General features: G+C 71.5%; 18 protein-coding genes. 10 read left to right on the top strand and 8 right to left on the bottom strand.

Annotation, left to right across the window (positions count from 1 at the left end):
• Positions 1-160 precede the first annotated feature (160 nt).
• Positions 161-1,243 (top strand): cytochrome P450, encoded by a 1,083-nt coding sequence (locus tag J7E93_RS30230; RefSeq protein ID WP_215073198.1) that lies wholly within the window; start codon positions 161-163, stop codon positions 1,241-1,243.
• On the opposite strand, the gene treY is transcribed toward J7E93_RS30230, so the two are convergent.
• The gene (gene treY / locus J7E93_RS30225; protein ID WP_215073197.1) at positions 1,200-3,560 is read right to left on the bottom strand and encodes a malto-oligosyltrehalose synthase; all 2,361 of its coding nucleotides are present in this window, start codon (positions 3,558-3,560) and stop codon (positions 1,200-1,202) included. The two genes, J7E93_RS30230 and treY, sit on opposite strands and share 44 nt — an antisense overlap.
• Positions 3,561-3,650: 90 nt before the next feature.
• Between treY and J7E93_RS30220 the strand changes: the two genes are divergently transcribed.
• Positions 3,651-4,982: an MFS transporter gene (locus J7E93_RS30220; RefSeq protein WP_215073217.1), complete on the top strand. Its 1,332-nt coding sequence runs from the start codon at positions 3,651-3,653 to the stop codon at positions 4,980-4,982.
• Here the strand turns inward: J7E93_RS30220 and glgX are convergent.
• On the bottom strand, positions 4,957-7,077 hold the full coding sequence (gene glgX / locus J7E93_RS30215; protein WP_215073196.1) for a glycogen debranching protein GlgX: 2,121 nt from the start codon (positions 7,075-7,077) through the stop codon (positions 4,957-4,959). The genes J7E93_RS30220 and glgX overlap by 26 nt on opposite strands.
• Positions 7,078-7,888: 811 nt before the next feature.
• Between glgX and J7E93_RS30210 the strand changes: the two genes are divergently transcribed.
• Together J7E93_RS30210 and J7E93_RS30205 are read left to right on the top strand one after the other, a co-directional pair.
• Complete coding sequence (locus J7E93_RS30210; protein WP_215073195.1) at positions 7,889-9,142, top strand: SAV2148 family HEPN domain-containing protein; 1,254 nt, start codon at positions 7,889-7,891, stop codon at positions 9,140-9,142.
• A 77-nt stretch (positions 9,143-9,219) separates the two neighbouring features.
• Positions 9,220-9,942: a 3'-5' exonuclease gene (locus tag J7E93_RS30205; protein ID WP_215073194.1), complete on the top strand. Its 723-nt coding sequence runs from the start codon at positions 9,220-9,222 to the stop codon at positions 9,940-9,942.
• Between the two features lie 18 nt (positions 9,943-9,960).
• Here J7E93_RS30205 and J7E93_RS30200 read toward each other — a convergent pair whose 3' ends face one another.
• Positions 9,961-10,791: an alpha/beta fold hydrolase gene (locus J7E93_RS30200; RefSeq protein ID WP_215073193.1), complete on the bottom strand. Its 831-nt coding sequence runs from the start codon at positions 10,789-10,791 to the stop codon at positions 9,961-9,963.
• Between the two features lie 46 nt (positions 10,792-10,837).
• Positions 10,838-11,701: a phosphotransferase enzyme family protein gene (locus J7E93_RS30195; RefSeq protein WP_215073192.1), complete on the bottom strand. Its 864-nt coding sequence runs from the start codon at positions 11,699-11,701 to the stop codon at positions 10,838-10,840.
• 145 nt (positions 11,702-11,846) lie between these two features.
• Between J7E93_RS30195 and J7E93_RS30190 the strand changes: the two genes are divergently transcribed.
• The 6 genes from J7E93_RS30190 to J7E93_RS30165 all read left to right on the top strand — a co-directional run bounded on the left by J7E93_RS30190 (position 11,847) and on the right by J7E93_RS30165 (position 17,733).
• Positions 11,847-12,782: a carbohydrate ABC transporter permease gene (locus tag J7E93_RS30190; RefSeq protein WP_215073191.1), complete on the top strand. Its 936-nt coding sequence runs from the start codon at positions 11,847-11,849 to the stop codon at positions 12,780-12,782.
• Positions 12,779-13,621 (top strand): carbohydrate ABC transporter permease, encoded by an 843-nt coding sequence (locus J7E93_RS30185; RefSeq protein WP_215073190.1) that lies wholly within the window; start codon positions 12,779-12,781, stop codon positions 13,619-13,621. Before J7E93_RS30190 ends, J7E93_RS30185 begins: the two co-directional genes overlap by 4 nt.
• Positions 13,621-14,922 carry an ABC transporter substrate-binding protein gene (locus J7E93_RS30180; protein ID WP_215073189.1) on the top strand — a complete coding sequence of 434 codons (1,302 nt, stop codon included), beginning with the start codon at positions 13,621-13,623 and terminating at the stop codon, positions 14,920-14,922. Before J7E93_RS30185 ends, J7E93_RS30180 begins: the two co-directional genes overlap by 1 nt.
• A 277-nt stretch (positions 14,923-15,199) precedes the next feature.
• Entirely contained in the window at positions 15,200-16,402 is a 1,203-nt protein-coding gene (locus J7E93_RS30175; RefSeq protein WP_215073188.1) for a S8 family peptidase, read from the top strand.
• Between the two features lie 73 nt (positions 16,403-16,475).
• Entirely contained in the window at positions 16,476-17,030 is a 555-nt protein-coding gene (locus J7E93_RS30170; RefSeq protein WP_215073187.1) for a DUF1697 domain-containing protein, read from the top strand.
• A gap of 76 nt (positions 17,031-17,106) precedes the next feature.
• Positions 17,107-17,733 (top strand): DsbA family protein, encoded by a 627-nt coding sequence (locus tag J7E93_RS30165; RefSeq protein WP_215073186.1) that lies wholly within the window; start codon positions 17,107-17,109, stop codon positions 17,731-17,733.
• Here J7E93_RS30165 and J7E93_RS30160 read toward each other — a convergent pair.
• Genes J7E93_RS30160 through J7E93_RS30145 form a run of 4 tightly spaced genes read right to left on the bottom strand, consistent with a single transcriptional unit; the run spans position 17,726 to position 21,294 of the window.
• The gene (locus J7E93_RS30160) at positions 17,726-18,463 is read right to left on the bottom strand and encodes a sirohydrochlorin chelatase (protein ID WP_215073185.1); all 738 of its coding nucleotides are present in this window, start codon (positions 18,461-18,463) and stop codon (positions 17,726-17,728) included. The genes J7E93_RS30165 and J7E93_RS30160 overlap by 8 nt on opposite strands.
• Positions 18,464-18,485: 22 nt before the next feature.
• Positions 18,486-19,370 carry an ABC transporter permease gene (locus J7E93_RS30155; protein ID WP_215073184.1) on the bottom strand — a complete coding sequence of 295 codons (885 nt, stop codon included), beginning with the start codon at positions 19,368-19,370 and terminating at the stop codon, positions 18,486-18,488.
• On the bottom strand, positions 19,357-20,151 hold the full coding sequence (locus J7E93_RS30150) for an ABC transporter ATP-binding protein (RefSeq protein WP_215073183.1): 795 nt from the start codon (positions 20,149-20,151) through the stop codon (positions 19,357-19,359). Before J7E93_RS30150 ends, J7E93_RS30155 begins: the two co-directional genes overlap by 14 nt.
• 36 nt (positions 20,152-20,187) lie before the next feature.
• Positions 20,188-21,294 carry an aliphatic sulfonate ABC transporter substrate-binding protein gene (locus J7E93_RS30145; RefSeq protein WP_215073182.1) on the bottom strand — a complete coding sequence of 369 codons (1,107 nt, stop codon included), beginning with the start codon at positions 21,292-21,294 and terminating at the stop codon, positions 20,188-20,190.
• Between the last annotated feature and the right edge of the window lie 22 nt (positions 21,295-21,316).

Below are 21,316 nucleotides of genomic sequence, written 5' to 3'. Positions count from 1 at the left end.
TCGAACGCATCGCCGATGACCTTAGCGGCGAGGGCTGACAGCACCGATGTTTCACTCGTTCGGCGGTTTACGGGATGCGATGACTGCCGGCCGGTGGTGGGGTGGGGGGACGCGCGCCAAGACCTCGGGCCGCGGAACAAGCGGACCGACAGGGGGCGCGATGAGCGACGAGTCGAACCAGGGCATACGGCAGGACGGCTGGGCGCAGCTCCCGCCCATGGGGCCGACGCCTGCGCCCCCGCTGTCTCCCCGACCTCGCTCCGTGCCCACGACACCGTCCGCCGCGCGGGCCAGGACCGCCCGGCCCACGACGGCCGAGGCGGCCGTGGCGCGGACCGTTGCGCCCAGCCCGCTCGACCCCGGCGTCACGCGGGACCCGCACGGCGTCCATCGTGTGCTGCGCGAGGAGTTCCCGCTCACCTACGATCCGCTGCTGCGAGCCTGGGTCCTCAGCCGGTACGCCGATGTCGCCGCCGCCCTCACCGACGCCCGGTTCACCCACGGCCACCGGCCCGGCGACCCGCCCTGCGCGCAGTCCCACGTCGAGGTCGACGAGGCCGAGCTGCGCAGCGTCACCGCGCGCACGGCGTACGTCCTCGCCCGCCGGCTCGTCGACCGGCCCCAGGTGGACCTGGTCGCCGACTTCTGCCACCGGCTGCCCGCCGGAACCGTCGCCGCCGCCGTCGGCGTGCCCTACCGCGACATGATGCGCCTGGTGCGCGGCCGGGCCGCCTCCGCGCTCGCCGGCCAGTGCACCGGCCAGATCTCGGTACGGGAGAAGGCCCTGGCCTCCTTCCTCGCCAACGTGCTCGCCGACCGCGCGTGGGCCACGACGTTCCAGGACGCCCCGGCCGGCCGGATCGCGCGTGCCTGGACCGAGTCGCTCCGCCGGGACCCGCCTGTCCAGATCGCCGTGCGCCGCACCTGCGCCGAGGTCCGGGTGAGCGGGGGCACCATCCCGGCGGGGGAGTCCGTCGCCCTGCTGATCGGAGCGGCCGGCCGGGACCCGGAACGGTTCCGCGACCCCGACCGCTACGACCCGCAGCGCGACGACCCCGGCCAGCTCACCTATGGCGGCGGCGCCTGCCCCGCTGTCCTCCTCGCCGGGCTCGAAGCCGAGTACGCCCTGCGCGCCCTGCTCGACACCATGCCCCGGCTGCGTCTCGCCGACGGCTTCCGGCCCGAGCGGGCCGGCCTGATCACCCGCGCTCCACGGACCCTTCTCGTACGGCCCGGCGGCTGAGCAGGGCCACCGGACGTTCGGCGAAGAGTTCGGCCAGCTTGACCGCGCCGCCCGTGAACTCCCGTACACCGTCCAGGAGATCGAACCAGGGCCCGGGTGGCAGCGACAGCTCCGTGTCCTGCCACCCGCCCGCCTCCGCGAGTCGCAGCGGCAGCCGGGTGACGGCCGTGACGACCTCCTCGGAGCGGGCGAAGGCCAGGCAGTGCCCGGCCGCGGGCCCGCTCGCGGCCAGCGGGGCGTAGCCTCCCGCCTCGCCGAAGACATCGGGGTGCTGCCGCCGCAGCGCGAGGACCGCGCGGACCACCGCCGTCTTCTCGTCGTCGGGACCGACCGCGAACGGCCGCCGGTTGTCGGGGTCCACGAGAGCCCGGTACTCCCGTTCCGTCCCCTGGTACAGCTCCGGCACCCCCGGCATCGTCAGCTGCACCAGGGCCGCGCCGAGGACATGGGCGCGGATGTGCGGCTCCAGGGCGAAGGCGGCCTCGGACGCGGCCCGCAGTGGAATCCGGCCGGGCCCGGCCGCCACGAAGTCGTGCACGGCCCGTTCGTACGCCGGATCGGGCTCCGTCCAGCTGGTGTGCAGCCCCGCCTCCCGTACGGACTTCAGCACCGCGGGCCCCAGCCGCGCGGCGTCCGGGGTGCCGAACCCGAACGCGGTCTGCCACGCCGTCCACGCCAGATGCGGGTCGGGCGCGGGCACCCCGGCCACCTCCTCCAGCAGGCCGGCCCAGACGCGCGGGCACTGGGACAGCACGGCGATCCCGGCCCGGACGTCGGCGCTGCGCTTGGTGTCGTGCGTGGTCAGGACGGTCCCGGTGGCCGGCCAGTCCCGGGCGAGCCGCAGGCAGTACGCGTGGAACTCCTCGGGCGCCACGGCGGGGCGGCCAGGGTCGCCACCCACCTCGTTGGCCGACAGGAGTGGGGTGTAGCGGTAGAAGGCCGTGTCCTCCACGGACTTGGCGCGCAGCGCGGAGGACGTCTGCTCGAACCGGGCCCGGAACAGCTGGTGTTCCGGCCCCTCGCCGAGCCGGCTGAGCGCCAGGTCCCGTACGGTGTCGACGGCCGAGGCCTCCTCCGGCACCGCGAAGGCCGCCTTCGCCCCACGGGCCGCGTCCGGGGTGATGACGCTCTCCCCGCCGGTCCGGTAGGTGCGGTAGACCGGGACGCGGACCAGGAGTTCACGGATCGCCGTCAGCAGCGCCCAGGGCGCGTGGTCGCGCAGATCGGGGTCCGCGGCGCAGATCCGTCCGGCGATCCGGGTCAGGGCGGCGGTCTCCGCCGCCAGCTCGTGCGTCACGACCTTGTACGCGGCGCGCCGGGCGGTCGCCTCCCAGTAGCCGCCCCTGTCCCCGGCCCTGCCGGCGAACTCCCGGTAGAGGTCTAGGAGTTCGTCGGCGCCGGCGGGGTCGACGAAGACCCCGTCCACGTACCGCAGGGCGTCGTAGCCCGTGGTCCCCGCGACCGGCCAGGTCGGCGGAAGCGGCTCCGTACCGGTGAGGATCTTCTCCACGACCGTCCAGCACCGGCCGTCCGTCGCCTCGCGCAGCCGCTCCAGATAGCCCTCGGGGTCGGCGAGCCCGTCCGGGTGATCGATCCGCAGGCCGTCGATCACCCCGTCCCTGACCAGCTCCACGATCTTCCCGTGGGTCGCCGCGAAGACCTCGGGGTCCTCCACCCGTACCCCGATCAGATCCGAGATGGTGAAGAAGCGCCGGTAGTTGAGCTCCGTGCGGGCCAGGCGCCACCAGGCGAGGCGGTACCACTGCGCGTCGAGCAGTTCGGCCAGGGGCAGCCCCTCGGTGCCCTCGCGGAGCGGGAACTCCTGCCCGTCGAGGTGCAGCGCGCCGTCGGCGACCCGCATCCGCTCCCGCACCTCCGGCAGCCTGGCCGGCAGGACGGGCAGCAGCATCCGGCCGTCCCCGGCCGCCCAGTCGATGTCGAACCAGCGGGCGTAGGGGGAGTCCGGCCCCTCGCGGAGAACCGCGCGCAGGGCGTGGTTGTGCCGGGGCGAGGCGGCCATGTGATTGGGGACCAGGTCCACGACCAGACCGAGACCGTGGGACCGCGCGGTCGCGGCGAGCGCCCGCAGGCCCTCCTCGCCGCCCAGCTCGGCCCGGACCGTGCGGTGATCGGTGACGTCGTAGCCGTGCCCCGAGCCGGGCACGGCCTCCAGGACCGGCGAGAGATGGAGATGGGACACCCCGAGTCCGGCGAGATACGGGACGGCCCGCTCGGCGGCCGAGAACGGGAACTCCGGTTGGATCTGGAGCCGGTAGGTGGCGGTGGGAACCGTCGAGGCGGTGGGCGAGGGCGTCATGCGAACGTACGTACCCGCCTGGGAGGCTTCTGTGTCATCGCCTCATGCGTCCATTCGTGTGCATCGCGTTACGTTCACGTGATGCTTCGGATGTATCGCGACACCCTGTCGCTGCTCGGGCCCGTGCTTCCCGTGGTCTCCTTCCTGGGCCGGTTGCCCACCGCCATGTGCCAGCTCGGCAGTCTGCTCCTGGTCGCCGAGACGAGCGGATCCCTGACCACGGCGGGGCTCGCGGGCGGGGCGCTCGCGGCGGGGCAGACGGTCGCCGGGCCGGTCATCGGACGGCTCGCCGACCGGCGTGGGCAGCGCGGGGTGGTCCTCGCCGCGTCCCTGGCCAACGCGGTGGCCGTCGCCGCGCTGGTGATCGCGGCGCTCGGGCACGCGGCGACCGGCTGGCTGGTCCTGCTCGGGGCGTTCGCCGGCGCGACCGTCCCGCAGGTCGGGCCGCTCGCGCGGACCCGGTCGGTCGCCCTGGCCCGGCGCTCCGGGGCGGACGACCGTCTGGTGGGGACGGTGCTGTCGTTCGAGGGCACGCTCGACGAGGTCTCGTTCGTCCTCGGGCCGGCGCTGGTGGGCCTCGCCGCCGCCCTCGCCCACCCGGCCGCGGCCCTGCTCCTTGCCGCGGCGCTCCTGGCGACCTGCGGCACGGCGTTCGCCCTGCATCCGTCGGCGGCTGCGGCGGAGAAGACGGCTGTGGCGCAGGTGGCGGCTGCGGGGGAGACGGCCGGTGCGGCGGAGACCGTGAGTGTGCCGAAGACGCGGGGCACAGCCGGCGGTACGGCGGCCCGCGCGGCCCCCCGCACCGCCACCCGTACGGGCGCCGCCGTACGGGCGCGGCTGCCGAGGTCCGCGCACGCCCTTCGGGTCACGATGGTGCTGCAGGGCGCCATGTTCGGGGCCTCGCAGGCCGGGATCACCGCCCTCACCGAGAAGCTCGGCGCGCCCGCCCAGGCCGGTCTCGTCTATGCCGCCATGGGCGTGATGAGCGCCGTCGTCGGCCTCTCGATGGCCGCGGTACCCGCGCGGATCGGACTGCCCACCCGCTGGCGGGTCGCGACCGCCGCGCTCGTCGTGCTCTCCGTCCCCCTGGTCCTCGTCGACTCCCTCGCCGCGCTCTACGCGGTCGTGATCGTCCTCGGCGCCGCCTACGCGCCGCACCTCATCACCGTCTTCGGCCTCACCGAAGGGACCGTCCCCGCAACCCGTCTCGCCGAGTCCATGGCCTTCCTGACCAGCGGGATCGTCGGCGGCCAGGCAGTCGCCCTGGCCCTGTCGGGCCGGCTCGCCGACAGCCACGGCGCGCCCGCCGCCTTCGCGGTGGCGGTGGGCGCGGCCGTGGCGTGCGCGGTGCTGTCCTGGACGGTACGGACCGGGTACCGGAGTCAGGAGCGGGCGACTACGCCGGCCGTCTCAGCACCGTGAGACTCAGCGGCGCCAGCGTCACCCGTTCGCCCGCCGCCACCTTGGGGCCCTCCTGGGGCGGGATGCCCTCCGGGTGGGAGGTGTCGACGACCACGCGCCAGGTCTGGCCGTGATTGACCGGCACCTCGAACTCCAGCTCCTGCGAGGACGCGTTGAACATCAGCAGGAAGGAGTCGTCCGCGATCCGTTCCCCCTGCGGTCCGGGCTCCGAGATCGCGTTGCCGTTGAGGAAGACCGTCAGCGCCTGCGCGTGCGCCGCCTGCCAGTCCCGCGAGGTCATCTCCTCGCCCTCCGGCGTGAACCAGGCGATGTCCGTGAGCTCGTCGTGCGTTCCCTCCACGGGACGCCCGTGGAAGAAGCGGCGGCGTCTGAAGACCGGGTGGTCGCGCCGCAGCCGCACCATCGCCCGGGTGAACTCCAGGAGCGTGCCCTCCTCCTCGGCACCCGGCTCCGGCCACCGCACCCAGGAGACCTCGTTGTCCTGGCAGTACGCGTTGTTGTTGCCGCCCTGCGTCCGCCCGAACTCGTCGCCGTGGCTGAGCATCGGAACGCCCTGCGACAGCATCAGCGTCGCCAGGAAGTTCCGCATCTGGCGGGCCCTCAGCTCCCGGATGCCGATGTCGTCCGTGTCGCCCTCGGCGCCGCAGTTCCAGGACCGGTTGTGGCTCTCCCCGTCCCGGTTGCCCTCGCCGTTGGCCTCGTTGTGCTTGCCGTCGTACGAGACGAGGTCGCGCAGCGTGAACCCGTCGTGGCAGGTCACGAAGTTGACCGAGGCCAGTGGCCGGCGGCCGTCGTCCTGGTAGAGGTCGGAGGAGCCGGTCAGCCGGGAGGCGAACTCGGCCAGGGTCCGCGGCTCGCCCCGCCACAGGTCCCGTACACAGTCCCGGTACTTGCCGTTCCACTCGGTCCACAGCGGCGGGAAGTTGCCCACCTGGTAACCGCCCTCGCCCACGTCCCAGGGCTCGGCGATCAGCTTCACCTGGCTGACCACCGGATCCTGCTGCACCAGGTCGAAGAAGGACGACAGACGGTCCACCTCGTGGAACTGCCTCGCCAGCGTCGCCGCCAGGTCGAAGCGGAAGCCGTCGACATGCATCTCCGTCACCCAGTACCGCAGCGAGTCCATGATCAGCTGGAGCACGTGCGGGGACCGCATGAGCAGCGAGTTTCCGGTCCCGGTGGTGTCCGTGTAGTACCGGCGGTCGTTCGCGAGCCGGTAGTACGAGGGGTTGTCCAGGCCCCGGAAGGAGAGCGTCGGGCCCAGATGGTTGCCCTCGGCGGTGTGGTTGTAGACCACGTCGAGGATGACCTCGATCCCGGCCTGGTGCAGCGCCCGTACCGCCGATTTGAACTCCAGGACCTGCTGGCCGCGGTCGCCCCAGGAGGCGTACGCGTTGTGCGGGGCGAAGAAGCCGATGGTGTTGTAGCCCCAGTAGTTCGCCAGCCCCGCGTCCACCAGCCGGTGGTCGTTGACGAACTGGTGCACCGGCATCAACTCGAGCGCCGTGACGCCCAGTTCCTTCAGATGGCCGATCACCGAGGGGTGCGCGAGCCCGGCATACGTCCCGCGCAGCTCCTCCGGAAGCTCCGGATGGAGCATCGTGAGGCCCTTCACATGCGCCTCGTAGATCACTGTCCGGTGGTAGTCGGTGCGCGGTCTACGGTCGTCGCCCCAGTCGAAGTACGGATTGACCACGACCGAGCTCATGGTGTGCGGCGCGGAGTCGAGGTCGTTGCGCGAGTCCGGCCGCCCGAAGTGGTAGCCGTACACCGCCTCGCCCCAGTCCACCTTGCCCGAGACCGCACGGGCGTACGGGTCGAGCAGCAGCTTCGCCGAGTTGCAGCGCTGCCCGCGCTCCGGCGCGTACGGACCGTGGACCCGGAATCCGTACCGTTGACCCGGCATCACGCCCGGCAGATAGGCGTGCCGGACGAAGGCGTCCGACTCACGCAGCTCCACCGCTGTCTCCGAGCCGTCGTCATGGAGCAGACACAGCTCGATTCTGTCGGCGGTCTCCGAGAAGACCGCGAAGTTCGTTCCGGCGCCGTCGTAGGTGGCGCCCAGGGGATACGCCTGTCCCGGCCAGACCTGCATAGATAAGACTCTTCCATTCTGATCCGGGTGTGGGGGTGCACTCCGGCCAAATCCTGCCCGAAAGAGCGGCGACCTCCTAGGACTTCGGCCCGTCCTACCGGGTGACCGCGGGGAAACGGGTGGGAACCGCCACGAAAGGGCGGAAGAGTGTACGAATAGTGCACCGCCATCCGGAGGGGGTGGTGACGGGCGCGACTGCGTCGGCCCGGGCCCGTTGGGCGGGGACCGGCACACGCGGGTCGAACGATCCCGTCAGCGGTCGTGGCCGCCGCCGTGGTCGCCGGCAACTCGGTGCCGCTGCCCGGGAGCGACGCGATCGTATCCGCCGGCGGGGTGAATTCCTCTCCACGACGCCCACCGCCAGTCTGAAACACAGGGAGAACCGTCCGCGAGCCGGACCGGCGTCGCGGGGCGGTGCGGTGACGGAGCCGACAATGCGTCCGGGTGCTCCGCGGGACGCTGGTCCGACTCTCGTGCGGGCTCGGGTGCTCACGCCTTCGCCTGCTCGGCAACGGCCGGGCCCGCGTGGGCGTCAACCGCCGTCCCTTCGCCTTCCGGAGATGCCCGACGAGGCGGCCCCTTACCGGCTCACGCTCGCGCCGCCGTTGCCGGAGTGCTCGTACGCAGGGAAGCAACCACTATGAATCCGCTCACTCCGGCAGATCTCGCCGACCGGAACGGGGCGTTCCGAAGGGGCAGTTGAGTCACGAGCCTGCCGATCCTGCTGCACCGCCTCCCGCTCCCGGAGTACCCTTCCTTGATCGTTGACAGACGGTCGGATCGGGTGTTCGGGAGCAGAGGCGGTGCGCGGGTGAGCTCGGGAGGTCTGGAGCTGCCCCCAGGGGACGCGGGTCACGAGGGGGACTCCTCGGACCCCGTGGACGCGCCGCCCGGCGCTGTCTCCGTCGCCCGGCCGATGGAGATCGGGGCGGAGCTCGATTGGGGCGCCGAGGCCTGGAGCGAGGTGCGCACCCGTGCCCAGCGGGCCGGGCGGGCCTATATCTGGCTCAATCTCGTCGAGCAGCGGCTGCGGGCCGTGGTCGCAGCCGTCCTGCGCCCGGTGTACGAGCCGGTGCACGGCGAGGACTGGGTGGTGGCCGCGGCCGGCCCGGCCGGCCAGGAGTGGGTCCAGCGGGCGGTCGCCGTCCGCGAGGTCTCGCGGCGCAAGGGCTATCTCCTCGACCCGGCCGACGACAACGTCCTCAGCTTCCTCACCCTTCCGCAGCTGCGGGAGCTGATGGTGCAGCACTGGCCCTGCTTCGAGCCGTACTTCGACGACCGGCGCGAGGTCGAACTCGCCCTGGACGAGCTTGAGGTGACGCGTAACGTCGTCTCCCGCAACAGGGCCCTCTCGCTCACCGTCCTCGCCCAGTCCGAACGGGCCTCCGCCCGGCTCCTGGAGATCCTCGGCAGCGGGGCGGCGGTGCCGTCCGCGGACCGGCTGCCCGTGGACGCGGTCGAGGACCTGGTCGGGGACCGGTACGCGGACGTGGTCTCGGTCCACTCCGACCGGGTGCGGCTGCAGCGGCAGATTCCCGCCGAGGACCTGTTCGGCGGGGCGCGCCGCCTCGACGCCACCGGCATAGGCCTGAACCTGCTGGTGCAGAACTTCTCCGGGCGGCGCCTGGTCCGGCTGGCCGAGTCCGGCTGCCGGATACGGCTCCTCTTCCTCAACCCGGCGAGCAGCGCCGTCAAACGGCGCGAGCGCGAACTCGGCCTGAAGAAGGGGGAGCTGAGCCGCTCGGTGGAGATGAACATCCTCCACATGCGGCGGGTGCGCTCCAAGCTGCGCGACCCGGGCGCCTTCCAGATCCATGTCTTCGACGAGACGCCGCGCTTCACCGCGTACCTCGTCGACGGGGACGGCCCCGACGGGGTCGCCGTCGTCCAGTCCTATCTGCGGCGGGCGCGCGGTATGGAGGCGCCGGTCCTGGTGCTGCGCGGGGGCGGGCGGAACGTGGTGCGAGCCGGCCGGGCGGACGGCCGGGACGGCGAACACGGACTTTTCGAGACATACAGAGAGGAGTTCGAGTCGGTCTGGCTCGACTCCCGTCCCGTCTCCTGAGGCCCGTCCGAGGCCGTTGTCAGTGGCGCGTGCGAGGGTGTTCAGCACCACGGGGGAGATCACGTAAGGAGGACCCGATGGCTTGGCATGGGGAAGAGCTGGTCGGATTCGACCTGGAGACGACCGGCACCGAACCGCTGGAGGCGCGGATCGTGACGGCGTCGATCGTCGGCGTCCACGGCGGGCGGGTGGTTCGGCAGCGGGACTGGCTCGCCGACCCGGGGATCCGCATCCCGGCACAGGCGTCCGCGATCCACGGCATCAGCAACGAACGGGCGGCCGCCGAAGGGCGCCCGGTCCGCGAGGTGGCCGACGAGATCGCCGAGACCTTGACGGGGTACTGGCGGCAGGGCGTCCCGGTCGTGGCGTACAACGCGGCCTTCGACCTGACCCTGCTCTCCGCCGAACTGCGCCGCCACGGTCTGCCCTCGCTGAGCGATCGGCTCGGCGGCGCCGGGATCGGCCCGGTCGTCGACCCGTACACCATCGACCGGGCCGTCGACCGCTACCGCCGGGGGAAGCGGAACCTGGAGGCGGTCTGCGGGGAGTACGGAGTGGTCCTCGACACCGCCCACCAGGCCGCCGCCGACGCCCTGGCCGCCGTGCGCGTGGCCATGGCGATAGCCGAGCGGCACCCCTCGGTCGCCGCACTCACCCCGGCCCAGCTGCACGAGCGTCAGATCGGCTGGTACCGCGCCTGGGCCGAGGACTTCCAGGACTTCCTCCGGCGCAAGGGCAGCCCGGACGCGGTCGTCGACCCGTCGTGGCCCCTGCGGGAGCTCGCGCCGGTGGCGTCCTGAACGCGGCCGGAGCTGCCGTCAGCCGACCGGGTTCTCGGCCAGGAAGTCCAGGAGCAGTTCGTTGACACGCTCCGGCCGGTCCAGCTGGAGCCAGTGACCCGCGTTCTCGACCCGCTCGTAGCGCCAGGTGCCGTCCACGTGCTTGGCCGTTCCGGTCATCGACTGCTCGGTGAGGAAGCGGTCGCCGGTGGACCAGACGCCCATGACCGGGCCCCGCAGCGGGGGAAGCGGCAGGGCCGGGCCGAACTGCACCTCCGCCGGCAGGCCCGCCCGGTAGATGTCCAGAGCGGCGGTGAGCGCACCCGGTGCGCGCAGCGGCTCGATGATCGTCTCCGCGTCGGGGTGCTCGCCCAGCATGTCCCGGAAGTTGGCGAAGTCGTCCCGCGAGAGCCACTCCTCGGCGAGCCCCGCGAGCTGGAACAGGATCATGTACCAGGACCGCTGCTTCTGCTCCCAGCCCGCGTCACGGATCGCCGCCAGGTGTCCCACGGACAGGATGGTCAGACTGGCCACCCGGTCGGGGGCGGCCTGGGTGAGGCCCTGCACGATCCCCGAACCCCAGTCGTGGCCGACCAGATGCACCCGGTCCGCCCCGAGCCGGTCGAGCAGTTCGACGAGATCGCCGACGGACCTGGCCGGGTGGTAGGCCTCCGGGCCGCCCTCGGGCCGGTCGGAGGCGCCGAAGCCGCGGAGGGTCGGGGCGACGCACCGGTACCCGGCCGCGACCAGGGCCGGCACCTGGTGGCGCCAGAGGTGGTGGCTGTCGGGGAAGCCGTGCACCAGCAGCACGGTCGGGCCCTCGCCGGTCACCTCGACGTCGAGCGTCACGTCCGACAGTCCCATCCGCATGCCAACACCCCGTTCACCGACAGAAATCCAGGTCGGGGCCATGATGTCAGAACGGGTACCAGCGCACCTCGGGGTCGCCGTCCCGCAGCGAGGCCACCCGCCGCTCGAACTCGGCCAGCGCCTTCGGGTTCGTCGGCGCGTGCTGGGCCACCCAGGCGCAGCTCGCGGTCTCCCGGGCCCCGCGCAGCACGGCGCACCCCTCCCAGTCGCGCACGTCCCAGCCGTACGCCTCGGTGAACGCGTCGTAGGCGGCCGGATCGAGCCCGTACCGGTCGCGGGAGAGAGCGAGCACCACCAGGTCGTGCTCGCGCAGATCGGAGGAGAAGGTCTCCAGGTCGACGAGGACCGGACCCTCGGGGCCGACATGGACGTTGCGGGGCAGCGCGTCGCCATGGATCGGGCCCGGGGGGAGATGCGGGGTGAGCGCGGCCGCCGCCGGGGCGAAGGAGTCGCGCCGCTCTCGCAGGTAGGCGGCGTCGGCCGGGTCGATGGCGTCACCGGCCAGCCGCAGCCACCGCTCGACCCCGCCCAGCAGTTCACGCCGGGGGAGCGTGAAGGCCGAGGGCGCCGGCAGCGTGTGGATCCGCCGGAGCAGCGGAGCCAGATCGCGGGGCTCGGGCGGGCGCACGGCGTCGGGCAGCCGGTGCCAGAGCGTCACGGGGTGCCCCTCCACCAGGCGCGGCTTCGGCTCGGCCGCCCGTACGGCCGGGACGCCGCTCCGAGCGAGCCAGTCGGCGAGCGCCAGCTCCCGCTCGGCGCGGGGCAGCAGCTCCGCGTCCCTGCCGATCTTGACCACGACATCGCCCGCGGCGAAGACCGCGTTCTCGCCGAGGGCGAGCAGCGGCACCTCCGGCCCCCGGGCCGGCAGCTCCGCCGCGGCCAGGATCTCCCGTGCCCGGGCCTCGTCCATGGGTGTCTCTCCGTCTCTACCCGGTGCGTGTGCGAATCAGCCAAAGTCTCGCATCCATGCAGCTTGCCTTGACGAACCGACGACTCGTCAGGACCATGACGGAGGCCGATGCAACGTGGCAAAAGGCGCATAAGGGGTCGAATCTGTGAGTTTGGCGACCGCGACGCAGCGGTCCGGCGGAACAGCGGCCGCCGGCCAGAGACCCGGACCCGGGCAGGACCACGCTGCCTGGTTCCTGGTGCTGCCCGCGCTGATCCCCATCCTGATCCTCAGCGTCGGCCCCCTGCTCTACGGCATCCTCCTCGCCTTCACCGACGCCCAGTCGGGCCGCACCCAGCCCACCCAGTGGGTGGGCACGCTCAACTTCCAGGACCTGCTGCACGACTCGCTCTTCTGGGACTCCTTCCGGATCGGCCTGCTCTGGGCCGTCGGCGTCACCGTCCCGCAGTTCCTGCTCGCCCTCGGCCTCGCGCTGCTGCTCAACCAGAACCTCCGCTTCCGCTGGCTGGCCCGGGCGCTCGCGATCATCCCCTGGGCGATGCCCGAGGTCGTCGTCGGCATCATGTGGCGGCTGGTGTACAACCCCGACGCGGGCATCCTCAACGAGACGCTGCGCGACCTGGGCCTGGGCGACGGACGTGACTGGCTCACCGGCCTCGCCACCGCCCTGCCGGCCGTGATAGTCGTCGGCATCTGGGCCGGCATGCCGCAGACCACCGTCGCCCTGCTCGCCGGACTGCAGAACACCCCGCACGAACTCCACGAGGCCGCGGCCCTCGACGGCGCGGGCGCCTGGCGCCGCTTCCGTACCGTCACCTGGCCCGCCCTCAAACCGGTCGCCCTCGCCATCACCGCCCTCAATTTCATCTGGAATTTCAACTCCTTCGCCCTGGTCTACGTCCTGACCAACGGCGGACCCGGCGGCCGGACCCGGCTGCCCATGCTCTTCGCCTACGAAGAGGCCTTCCGCTACGGGCAGTTCGGGTACGCCGCCGCCATGGGGTGCGTCATGGTCGCCGTCATCTCCGTACTCCTCGCCCTCTACCTCGTCGGACGGCTGAAGGGGGACCAGGACCGGTGAGCACCCTCCGCACCAGCGGGCCCGCGCGCTTCGGGCAGTACCTCGCGCTCCTCGCCTATCTCGGATTCCTCGGCCTCCCGTTCGTCTGGCTGATCTCCACCGCCTTCAAGCCCGCCCCCGAGCTGGGCTCGCTCCACCCCACCTGGATCCCCGAGGACCCCACCCTGGCCAACTTCCGGCAGGCCTTCGACGAGCAGCCGCTGCTCCGGGCCGCCGGGAACAGCCTGCTCGCCGCTCTCGCCGCGGCACTGATCGCGGTCGTCATCGCCACGCCGATGGCCTATGTGATGGCCCGCCACCGCAGCCGGCTCTCCACGGCCGCCACCGGCTGGGTGGTCATCAGCCAGGCGTTCCCCTTCGTTCTGGTGATCATCCCGCTCTTCCTCGTCCTCAAGAACCTGCATCTGATCAACAGCCTCTTCGGCCTGGTCATGGTGTACGTCGTCTGGTCGCTGCCGTTCGCGCTGTGGATGCTCACGGGGTACGTCCGGGCCGTCCCGGCCGAGCTGGAGGAGGCCGCGGCCGTCGACGGCGCGGGCAAGCTCCGTACGCTCGTCTCGGTCACCGCCCCGCTGCTCGCCCCCGGCATCGTCGCCACCGCGCTCTTCGCCTTCATCACCGCATGGAACGAGTTCTTCTTCGCGCTCGTCCTGCTCAAGACCCCGGAGAAGCAGACCTTGCCGGTCGTCCTCACCCACTTCCTCGGCGCGGAGGGGGTCGCCGACCTCGGGCCGCTGGCCGCGGCGGCGTTCCTCGCCACGATCCCCTCGCTCGTCGTCTTCGCGGTCATCCAGAGACGCATCACGGGCGGCATGCTGACCGGGGCGGTGAAGTCCTGATGCGCGTACGGGTGTTCACCGCGACGGCGGCCGTCCTGACCCTGCTGCTCACCGGCTGCTCCGGGGCCGGGGACGGGGAGGGGGACGACGGCCCGATCCGGCTCCGCTTCCAGTCCCTGGCCTGGCAGCAGGAGTCCGTCGACGCCAACAAGGAGCTGGTGGCGGAGTGGAACGCCGCCCACCCCGACGTCCAGGTCGACTACGTCCAGGGCAGCTGGGACTCCGTCCACGACCAGCTCCTCACCTCCTTCGAGGGCGGCGAGGCGCCCGACATCATCCACGACGCCTCCGACGACCTGGCCGACTTCGCCTACGGCGGCTACCTCGCCGATCTGACCACGCTCCTTCCCGCACGGCTGAAGTCGGACATCCCGGCGCGCAGCTGGCAGAGCACGACCTTCGGAGGCGGGATCTACGGGGTTCCCTTCCTCCAGGAGCCGCGCGTGATCATGGCGAACAAGAAGATCCTGGAGTCCTCCGGCGTGCGGCTGCCCACCCCGGAGAAGCCCTGGAGCTGGGAGGAGTTCCGGCAGATCACCAAGGACCTGACGGCGACCATGGGCAGGGGGAAGTACGCGATCGCCTGGCCGCTGAAGGAACCGGTCTCGGTCAGCCTCAACCTGGGCCTCTCGGCCGGCGGACAGCTCTTCCACCGCGGCGCGGACGGCAAGGTCACCCTCCGCTTCACCGAGGACGACGGCGTGGTGCCCGGAACCGTCCACGACCAGGTCAACACCGACCGCAGCGCCTCGCGCTCCACCCTCGGCACGGGCGGCTCGGACACCCTGCCCGGCTTCTTCGGCGGCAAGTACGCGATGGTCCCGCTGGGCTTCTCGTACCGGCAGCAGATCACTCAGCAGGCGCCGAAGGGCTTCGAGTGGATCGTGCTGCCCGCGCCCGCGGGCAAGGACGGTCTGGCGCAGGGGGTCAGCCCGCAGACGCTCTCCATCGCCGAGGACAGCCGCCACAAGCGGGAGGCGGCTCGGTTCCTCGACTTCTTCCTCCAGCCCTCGAACATGGTCCGTCTCGCGCGCGGTGACTGGATGCTGCCGACCGGCACGGCGGCGCTCGCGGACCCGTCCCTGCACACAGCGAAGGACGGGTGGGCGACGGGAGCGGCGGTCGCCGAGCATCTGCGCTCGGCGCCGGCCCAGTCGGTCCGTGGCTATCCGGAGTGGAAGGACAAGGTGGCCACCCCGGCGTTCCAGGAGTACTACAGCGGGGCCATCGACGCCGACGAGTTGCGCGAACGACTGGTTGAGGACGGCAACTTGGTGCTGGCCCGCTACCAGCGCGACTGAAGCGCGGACAAGGGCCGCTGAGCTCATCCAGGCCGAACTGGCCTGAAATCCCGCCCACATCACGTATAAGGCCCCTGGCGACCCCAGGGGCCTTATACGTGCGCCGAGTTGGGCGGACTTGACCGCTTTATTATTAAGAAACCTTGTTGAATAAGTCACAGGTGTATGAAGGCCTTGATTTGCACTCGTCAATAGGTCAGGGTTTCGAACCAGCTACCGGAGAGTTTCCTTCCAGTGGCCCAACCCCCCACAAATCCTGACGAGGAGACCCCTCTTCATGGCAACACACAAGCGTGTCAGCAGGACGAAGCTCATTGCCGTCGCGACCGCGACAGCGGCCGCGGCCGGAGTGACCGTCCTCACCACCTCGTTCGCCGGCGCGGCCCCCACGCCCGCCCTCGGAACGGTCCACGGACTCGGCGTCGAAGGCGCCGTCGACGGCAGCTTCATCGTCCTGCTGGACGAGAAGGCCGACAAGGGCGAGCTCGCCAAGGAGTACGGCGGCACCCTGCGCCGCAGCTACGACTCCGCGGTCAACGGCTTCTCGGTGAACGGCCTTTCGGAGACCGAGGCCAAGCGCCTCGCCGCCGACCCGTCCGTCGCCAAGGTGGTCCAGAACAAGACCTTCACCATCAACGCCACCCAGGCCGATCCACCCTCCTGGGGACTCGACCGGGTCGACCAGACCGAGACCGCCGGGGACGCGAAGTACACCTATCCCGACGGCGCCGGCGAGGGCGTCACCGCGTACGTCATCGACACCGGAGTCCGGATCTCGCACAGCGACTTCGGCGGCCGCGCCTCCGACGGCTTCGACGCCGTCGACAACGACAACACCGCCCAGGACGGCAACGGCCACGGCACGCACGTCGCCGGAACCATCGCCGGAACCGCCCACGGTGTCGCCAAGAAGGCGAAGATCGTCGCCGTGCGCGTCCTCGACGACAACGGCTCCGGCACGACCGAGCAGGTCGTCGCCGGCATCGACTGGGTCACCAAGAACCACCAGGGCCCGTCCGTCGCCAACATGAGCCTCGGCGGCGGAGCCGACCCGGCCCTCGACGAGGCCGTCAAGAAGGCCATCGCCTCGGGCGTCACCTTCGGCGTCGCGGCCGGCAACGAGTCCGCCGACGCCGGCCAGGGCTCTCCCTCCCGCGTCCAGGAGGCCATCACCGTCGCCTCGTCCACCAAGGACGACCAGCAGTCCAGCTTCTCCAACTTCGGCTCCGTCGTGGATCTCTACGCGCCCGGCTCGGACATCACCTCCGCCTGGAACGACAGCGACACCGGTACGAAGACCATCTCCGGTACGTCCATGGCGACCCCGCACGTGGTCGGCGCCGCGGCCGTCTACCTCGGGGCGCACTCCGACGCCACCCCGGACCAGGTGGCCCAGGCGCTGATAGCCGGAGCCACCGCGGACAAGATCAGCAACCCCAGTCAGGGCACCGCCAACAAGCTGCTCAAGATCGTCGAGTAGCGGCACCGCCCCCCTGACCGGCGGCCGCCGCGCCCTCCCCCACGGGGCGCGGCGGCCGCCTTATCGTGTGACCATGACGACGACGTACGCCCTGCTCCTGCGCGGAATCAACGTGGGCGGACACCGCAAGGTGCCCATGGCGGAGCTCCGTTCCCTGCTCGCGGAGCTCGGACACCGGAACGTCCGGACCCATCTGCAGAGCGGCAACGCCGTCTTCACCACCGACGCCGACGACCTCGGCGAGGACGGACTCACGACGGCCGTCGAGGACGCCCTCGAGAAGCGGTTCGGCTTCCGCGTCGACTGCCTCGTCCGCAGCGGCGAGTACCTCGCCGCCGTCGCCGACGCCTGCCCGTTCCCGGCCGCCGAGCTGGAGGGCAAGCAGCTCCACGTCACGTACTTCTCCCAGCCCGTCGGACCGGAGCGGTTCGCCGCGATCGACCCGGCCGCCTTCCTGCCCGAGGAGTTCCGGCTCGGGGACCGCGCGCTCTACCTCTACGCACCCGAGGGGCTCGGCCGGTCGAAGCTCGCGGAAGTGCTCTCCCGGCCCGCACTCATGCGAGGGCTCGTCGCCACCTCCCGCAACTGGAACACCGTCGTCAAACTGGTGGAGATGACGCGCTCCTGACCGCCGCCGACTGGCCCAGTTGACGGAGTCGTAAGTGGCCCACCGATTCCGGAGGCCCGCTGGCTAGGCTCACGGCATGACCACCACCAAGACGCAGCCCAGGACCGTCGTCGACTTCTACTTCGACCCCGCCTGCCCCTTCGCCTGGATCACCTCCCGCTGGATGCTGGAGGTCGAACAGCACCGCGACATCGAGCTGCGCTTCCGGGTGATGAGCCTGTACTTCCACAACATCGGCAACGAACTGCCCGAGTGGTACCGGGAACTCGTCGACAAGTCGATAGGCCCGGTCCGGGTGGCCGCCGCGGCGGCCCGGCAGCACGGCGAGGAGATTTTGCGCCCGCTCTACACCGCGTACGGAACCCGCATCCACCAGGAGAAGCAGACGGACTTCGACGCCGTGATCGCCGACTCCCTCGCCGAGCTCGGGCTCCCGGCCGAGCTCGCCGAGGCCGCCCACGACGAGACGTACGACGAGGCGGTCCGCGCCAGCCACGACGCCGGCAAGGACCCGGAGGCCGACGGCTACGTCGGCACCCCCACCCTCCACGTCGACGGCACCGTCTGGTTCGGACCGGTCCTGCGGGCCGTCCCGCGCGGCGAGCGGGCGGCCGAACTCTTCGACAGCTTCCGGGTGCTCGCCGGCCACTCCGACCTGTTCGAACTCAAGCGGACCAGGACCGGCGGCCTCGACTTCAGCTGACCGCCACCAGCGCCTTGTCGATCCGCGCCTCGTCGTACCGCTCGATCAGCAGGCGGGCCAGCTCCGGGCAGGGGCCGAGGACGTCCGCGAGGACATCGGCCTCCGCCGCGCCCGCCGCGATACGGTCCGGCAGCCGGCCCGGAGCGATGACGTACGGCGCCACCGCCACCCGGCGCACACCGTCCGCGCGCAGCGCCCGGACCGCGTCCTCGGTCCTCGGAAGAGATGCGGAGGCGAACGCAGGCCGCACGGAGCACCAACCGGTGCGCCGCAGCTCCCGCGCCGTTTCAGCGATCACTGCGATCGCCTCCGGGTCCGTGGAGCCCGCCGAGGCCAGGACGACCCCGGTCGCGCTCTTGTCGCCGGGCGTGAGCCCGGCCTCGTACAGCCGCCGCTCCACCGCCGACACCAGCAGCGGCGACGGGCCGAGCACCTCCGCCTGGCGGACGCGCAGCGAGGGCGGGGCCTGCCGCAGCACCGCCGGGATGTCGGCCTTCGCGTGGAAGGCCCGGGTCAGCAGCAGCGGCAGCGCCACCACGTCCCGAACCCCCTCCGCCGCGAGCCGGTCGAGCACGCCCGGCACCGACGGCAGGTTGAAGTCCAGGAACGCCGTCTCCACGCGCAGCCCCGGCCGCAGCGACCGGGCACGGCGCACCAGCGCGTGCACGGTCGCCGCGTGCCGCGGATCGCGGCTGCCGTGGGCGACGACAAGGAGGACAGGGCTGCTCATGGTCTCGTTCAGCTCTTCCCGCTCAGCTCTTCACCAGCAGGCCGCGGCTGCGCAGCACCGCGCGCTCCAGCGGGCTGAAGATCAGCAGATCGATGGCGATGCCGACGAGGAGGATCAGGATGATGGCCAGGAAGATGCCCGGCATGTCGATGTTGTTCCGGCCGTTCTCGAGCAGCTGGCCAAGACCCAGCCCCAGTTCGGGGGAGGACGCGATGATCTCCGCGGCCATCAGCGAACGCCAGGAGAACGCCCAGCCCTGCTTCAGGCCCGCCAGATAGCCGGGCAGCGCGGCCGGCATCACGATGTGCCGCGCGCCCCTGAGCCCGGTCGCACCCAGCGTCCGCCCCGCCCGCAGGAACAGCGGCGGGATCTGGTCGACACCGGCCACCAGACCGTTGGCGATCGACGGGACGGCGCCGAGCAGGATCACCGCGTACATCATCTGGTCGTTGAGGCCGAGCCAGAGCACCGCGGGCGCCACCCAGGCCACCGACGGCAGCGACTGCAGACCCGACAGGATCGGTCCGATCGCGGCACGGACGAACTTCACCCGGGCGACGAGCAGACCCAGCGGCGTACCGATCGCCAGCGCCATCAGGAAGCCGAGCAGCGCCCGGGACACGCTGGTCCACAGAACGTCGAGGAGCGTGCCCTCCAGCCACATGGTGGACAGGCTGTCCCAGACCGCGGACGGCGGCGGCAGCTTGAACTCGTCGGTGACCTTCGCCGTCACCAGGAGCTGCCAGACCACCAGGACCAGTGCCACGGCCACGACCGGCGGCAGCACCTTCTTCAGCAGCACCTCGCGCACCGGCGTGCGGCTGACCTGCACCGCGTCGAGCGCGTCGAGGCCCGCTTCCAGTCCGGCCAGGTCGTCGGCCTTGGTGGTCGTCTCAGTGCTGGCCATGACGGCGGATCTCCCCACGCAGTTCTTCGGTGATCTCGACGGACAGCTCCGCCACGTCGGCGTCCTCGATACGGCGCGGCTGCGGGATGTCGATGGTCCACTCCCGGGCGATCCGCCCCGGCCGGGACGACAGCAGCACCACGCGCTCGGCCAGCCGCACGGCCTCGCGCACGTTGTGGGTCACGAACAGCACCGACAGCTTCGTCTCCCGCCAGATCCGGGTCAGCTCGTCGTGCAGGACGTCACGGGTGATCGCGTCCAGCGCCGCGAACGGCTCGTCCATCAGCAGCAGATCGCTGTCCTGGGCGAGCGCCCGCGCCAGCGCCACACGCTGACGCATGCCGCCGGACAGCTCGTGCACCCGCTTGCCGTACGAGCCGGCGAGCCGTACCAGTTCGAGCAGGCGCTCCGCCTCGGGCCGGCGCTCGGACTTCGGCACCCCGCGCAGCCGCAGGGCCAGTTCGATGTTCTTGCCCGCGGTCAGCCACGGGAACAGGGCGTGCTCCTGGAACATCAGGGCCGGCCGGCCGCCGGGGGTCTCGATCGACCCCGCGGACGGCCGGTCGAGCCCGGCGACCAGGTTGAGCAGCGTGGACTTCCCGCAGCCGGAGGCTCCCAGGAGGGTGACGAACTCGCCCGGGGCGACATCGAGCGAGATGTCGTCGAGAACGAGCTGCTGCCCGGTGGGGCCGCCGAAGGACTTCGAGACATGCTCGATGCGGGCGGCATGGGTCACCGCCACACGGTCCTCGGCCTTGGCGAGCGTCGCGGTCGTGGCCATGGTCGTCACCTCCTGGGAACTCGGCTGCTACGGGCGTTACTTGACGCCGAGACCGGCGTCAGCGACCTCGGGCTTGCCCGCGGCCTTCAGGACCTTGTTGAGCGGCTTCAGGTCGTAGATGCCGGCCAGGTCGGGCTGCTCGAGGAGACCGGCCTTGACCGCGTGGCCGGCCTGGGCCTGGAGCGTGGCGGCCAGCGGGTCGTCGATGAACTGGATCGACGGCCAGGCGGCGTCGATCACCTTCGCGCCGAGCGGCTTGCCCGTGAGGTCCTTCAGCTTGGAGTTCGCCGACTCCTTCGCCTTGTCCGGGTTGGCGTTGATCCACTCGTTGGTCTTCACCGAACCGCGCAGCACCGCCTCGACCACGTCCGGGTGCTCCCTGAGGAACTTCTGCGACACGATGATGTTCGTGATCACGAACTTCTTGTCGGGCCACAGCGTGGACTCGTCGAGCAGGACCTTCGCGCCCTCGGTGACCAGCTTCGACGCGGTCGGCTCCGGCACCCAGGCGCCGTCGATCGCACCGGAGGTGTAGGCGTTCGGGGTCACCTTGTTGTCCGTACGGACCACGGAGACGTCGCCCTTGCCGCTCTGGGGGTCGACCTTCCAGCCCTGCTCCGCGATCCAGTTGAGGAAGGCCACGTCCTGCGTGTTGCCGAGCTGCGGGGTGGCGATCTTCTTGCCCTTGACGTCGGCCGGCGTCTTGATCTTCGCCGGGTCGACGACCAGCTTCACACCGCCGGAGGCCGAGCCGCCGACGATGCGCAGGTTGTTGCCCTTGGACTTGGTGTAGCCGTTGATCGCGGGGGAGGGGCCGATGAAGCCGATGTCGATCGAGTCGGCGTTGAGCGCCTCGATCTCGGAGGGGCCTGCGTTGAAGGTCGACACCTCCAGCTGCGTGCCGCCGAGCTCCTTCTGGATGATGCCTTCCTGGTCGCCCACCAAGGCGGTGGCGTGGGTCAGGTTCGGGAAGTACCCGAGCCGGACCTTGTCGGCGGAGAGCTTCTCGCCCTCGGCCGCCACCTTCTTCTCGTCGTTCTTGGCCTGGGAGCCGTAGCCGCAGGAGGCGAGCGCGCCGATCAGCAGCGGCAGGGCCGCGGCGGCGGCGAGTGAGCGGCGCAGGGTGGTACGGGAGGCAGGCACGGAGGTGTTCCCCTCAGGGTTT

The organism is Streptomyces sp. ISL-36, from assembly GCF_018614205.1.
Taxonomy (GTDB): Bacteria; Actinomycetota; Actinomycetes; order Streptomycetales; family Streptomycetaceae; genus Streptomyces.
This window is presented reverse-complemented; position numbering and strand designations above follow the sequence as displayed.

Bases quoted from the DNA above. Each gene is read 5' to 3' on its own strand.
- J7E93_RS30205 (WP_215073194.1), top strand. From the start codon at position 9,220: ATGGCTTGGCATGGGGAAGAGCTGGTCGGATTCGACCTGGAGACGACC.
- J7E93_RS30150 (WP_215073183.1), bottom strand. From the start codon at position 20,151: ATGGCCACGACCGCGACGCTCGCCAAGGCCGAGGACCGTGTGGCGGTG.
- J7E93_RS30160 (WP_215073185.1), bottom strand. From the start codon at position 18,463: ATGAGCAGCCCTGTCCTCCTTGTCGTCGCCCACGGCAGCCGCGATCCG.
- J7E93_RS30200 (WP_215073193.1), bottom strand. From the start codon at position 10,791: ATGCGGATGGGACTGTCGGACGTGACGCTCGACGTCGAGGTGACCGGC.
- treY (WP_215073197.1), bottom strand. From the start codon at position 3,560: ATGACGCCCTCGCCCACCGCCTCGACGGTTCCCACCGCCACCTACCGG.
- glgX (WP_215073196.1), bottom strand. From the start codon at position 7,077: ATGCAGGTCTGGCCGGGACAGGCGTATCCCCTGGGCGCCACCTACGAC.
- J7E93_RS30165 (WP_215073186.1), top strand. From the start codon at position 17,107: ATGACCACCACCAAGACGCAGCCCAGGACCGTCGTCGACTTCTACTTC.
- J7E93_RS30170 (WP_215073187.1), top strand. From the start codon at position 16,476: ATGACGACGACGTACGCCCTGCTCCTGCGCGGAATCAACGTGGGCGGA.
- J7E93_RS30155 (WP_215073184.1), bottom strand. From the start codon at position 19,370: ATGGCCAGCACTGAGACGACCACCAAGGCCGACGACCTGGCCGGACTG.
- J7E93_RS30220 (WP_215073217.1), top strand. From the start codon at position 3,651: ATGTATCGCGACACCCTGTCGCTGCTCGGGCCCGTGCTTCCCGTGGTC.
- J7E93_RS30180 (WP_215073189.1), top strand. From the start codon at position 13,621: ATGCGCGTACGGGTGTTCACCGCGACGGCGGCCGTCCTGACCCTGCTG.
- J7E93_RS30195 (WP_215073192.1), bottom strand. From the start codon at position 11,701: ATGGACGAGGCCCGGGCACGGGAGATCCTGGCCGCGGCGGAGCTGCCG.
- J7E93_RS30230 (WP_215073198.1), top strand. From the start codon at position 161: ATGAGCGACGAGTCGAACCAGGGCATACGGCAGGACGGCTGGGCGCAG.
- J7E93_RS30175 (WP_215073188.1), top strand. From the start codon at position 15,200: ATGGCAACACACAAGCGTGTCAGCAGGACGAAGCTCATTGCCGTCGCG.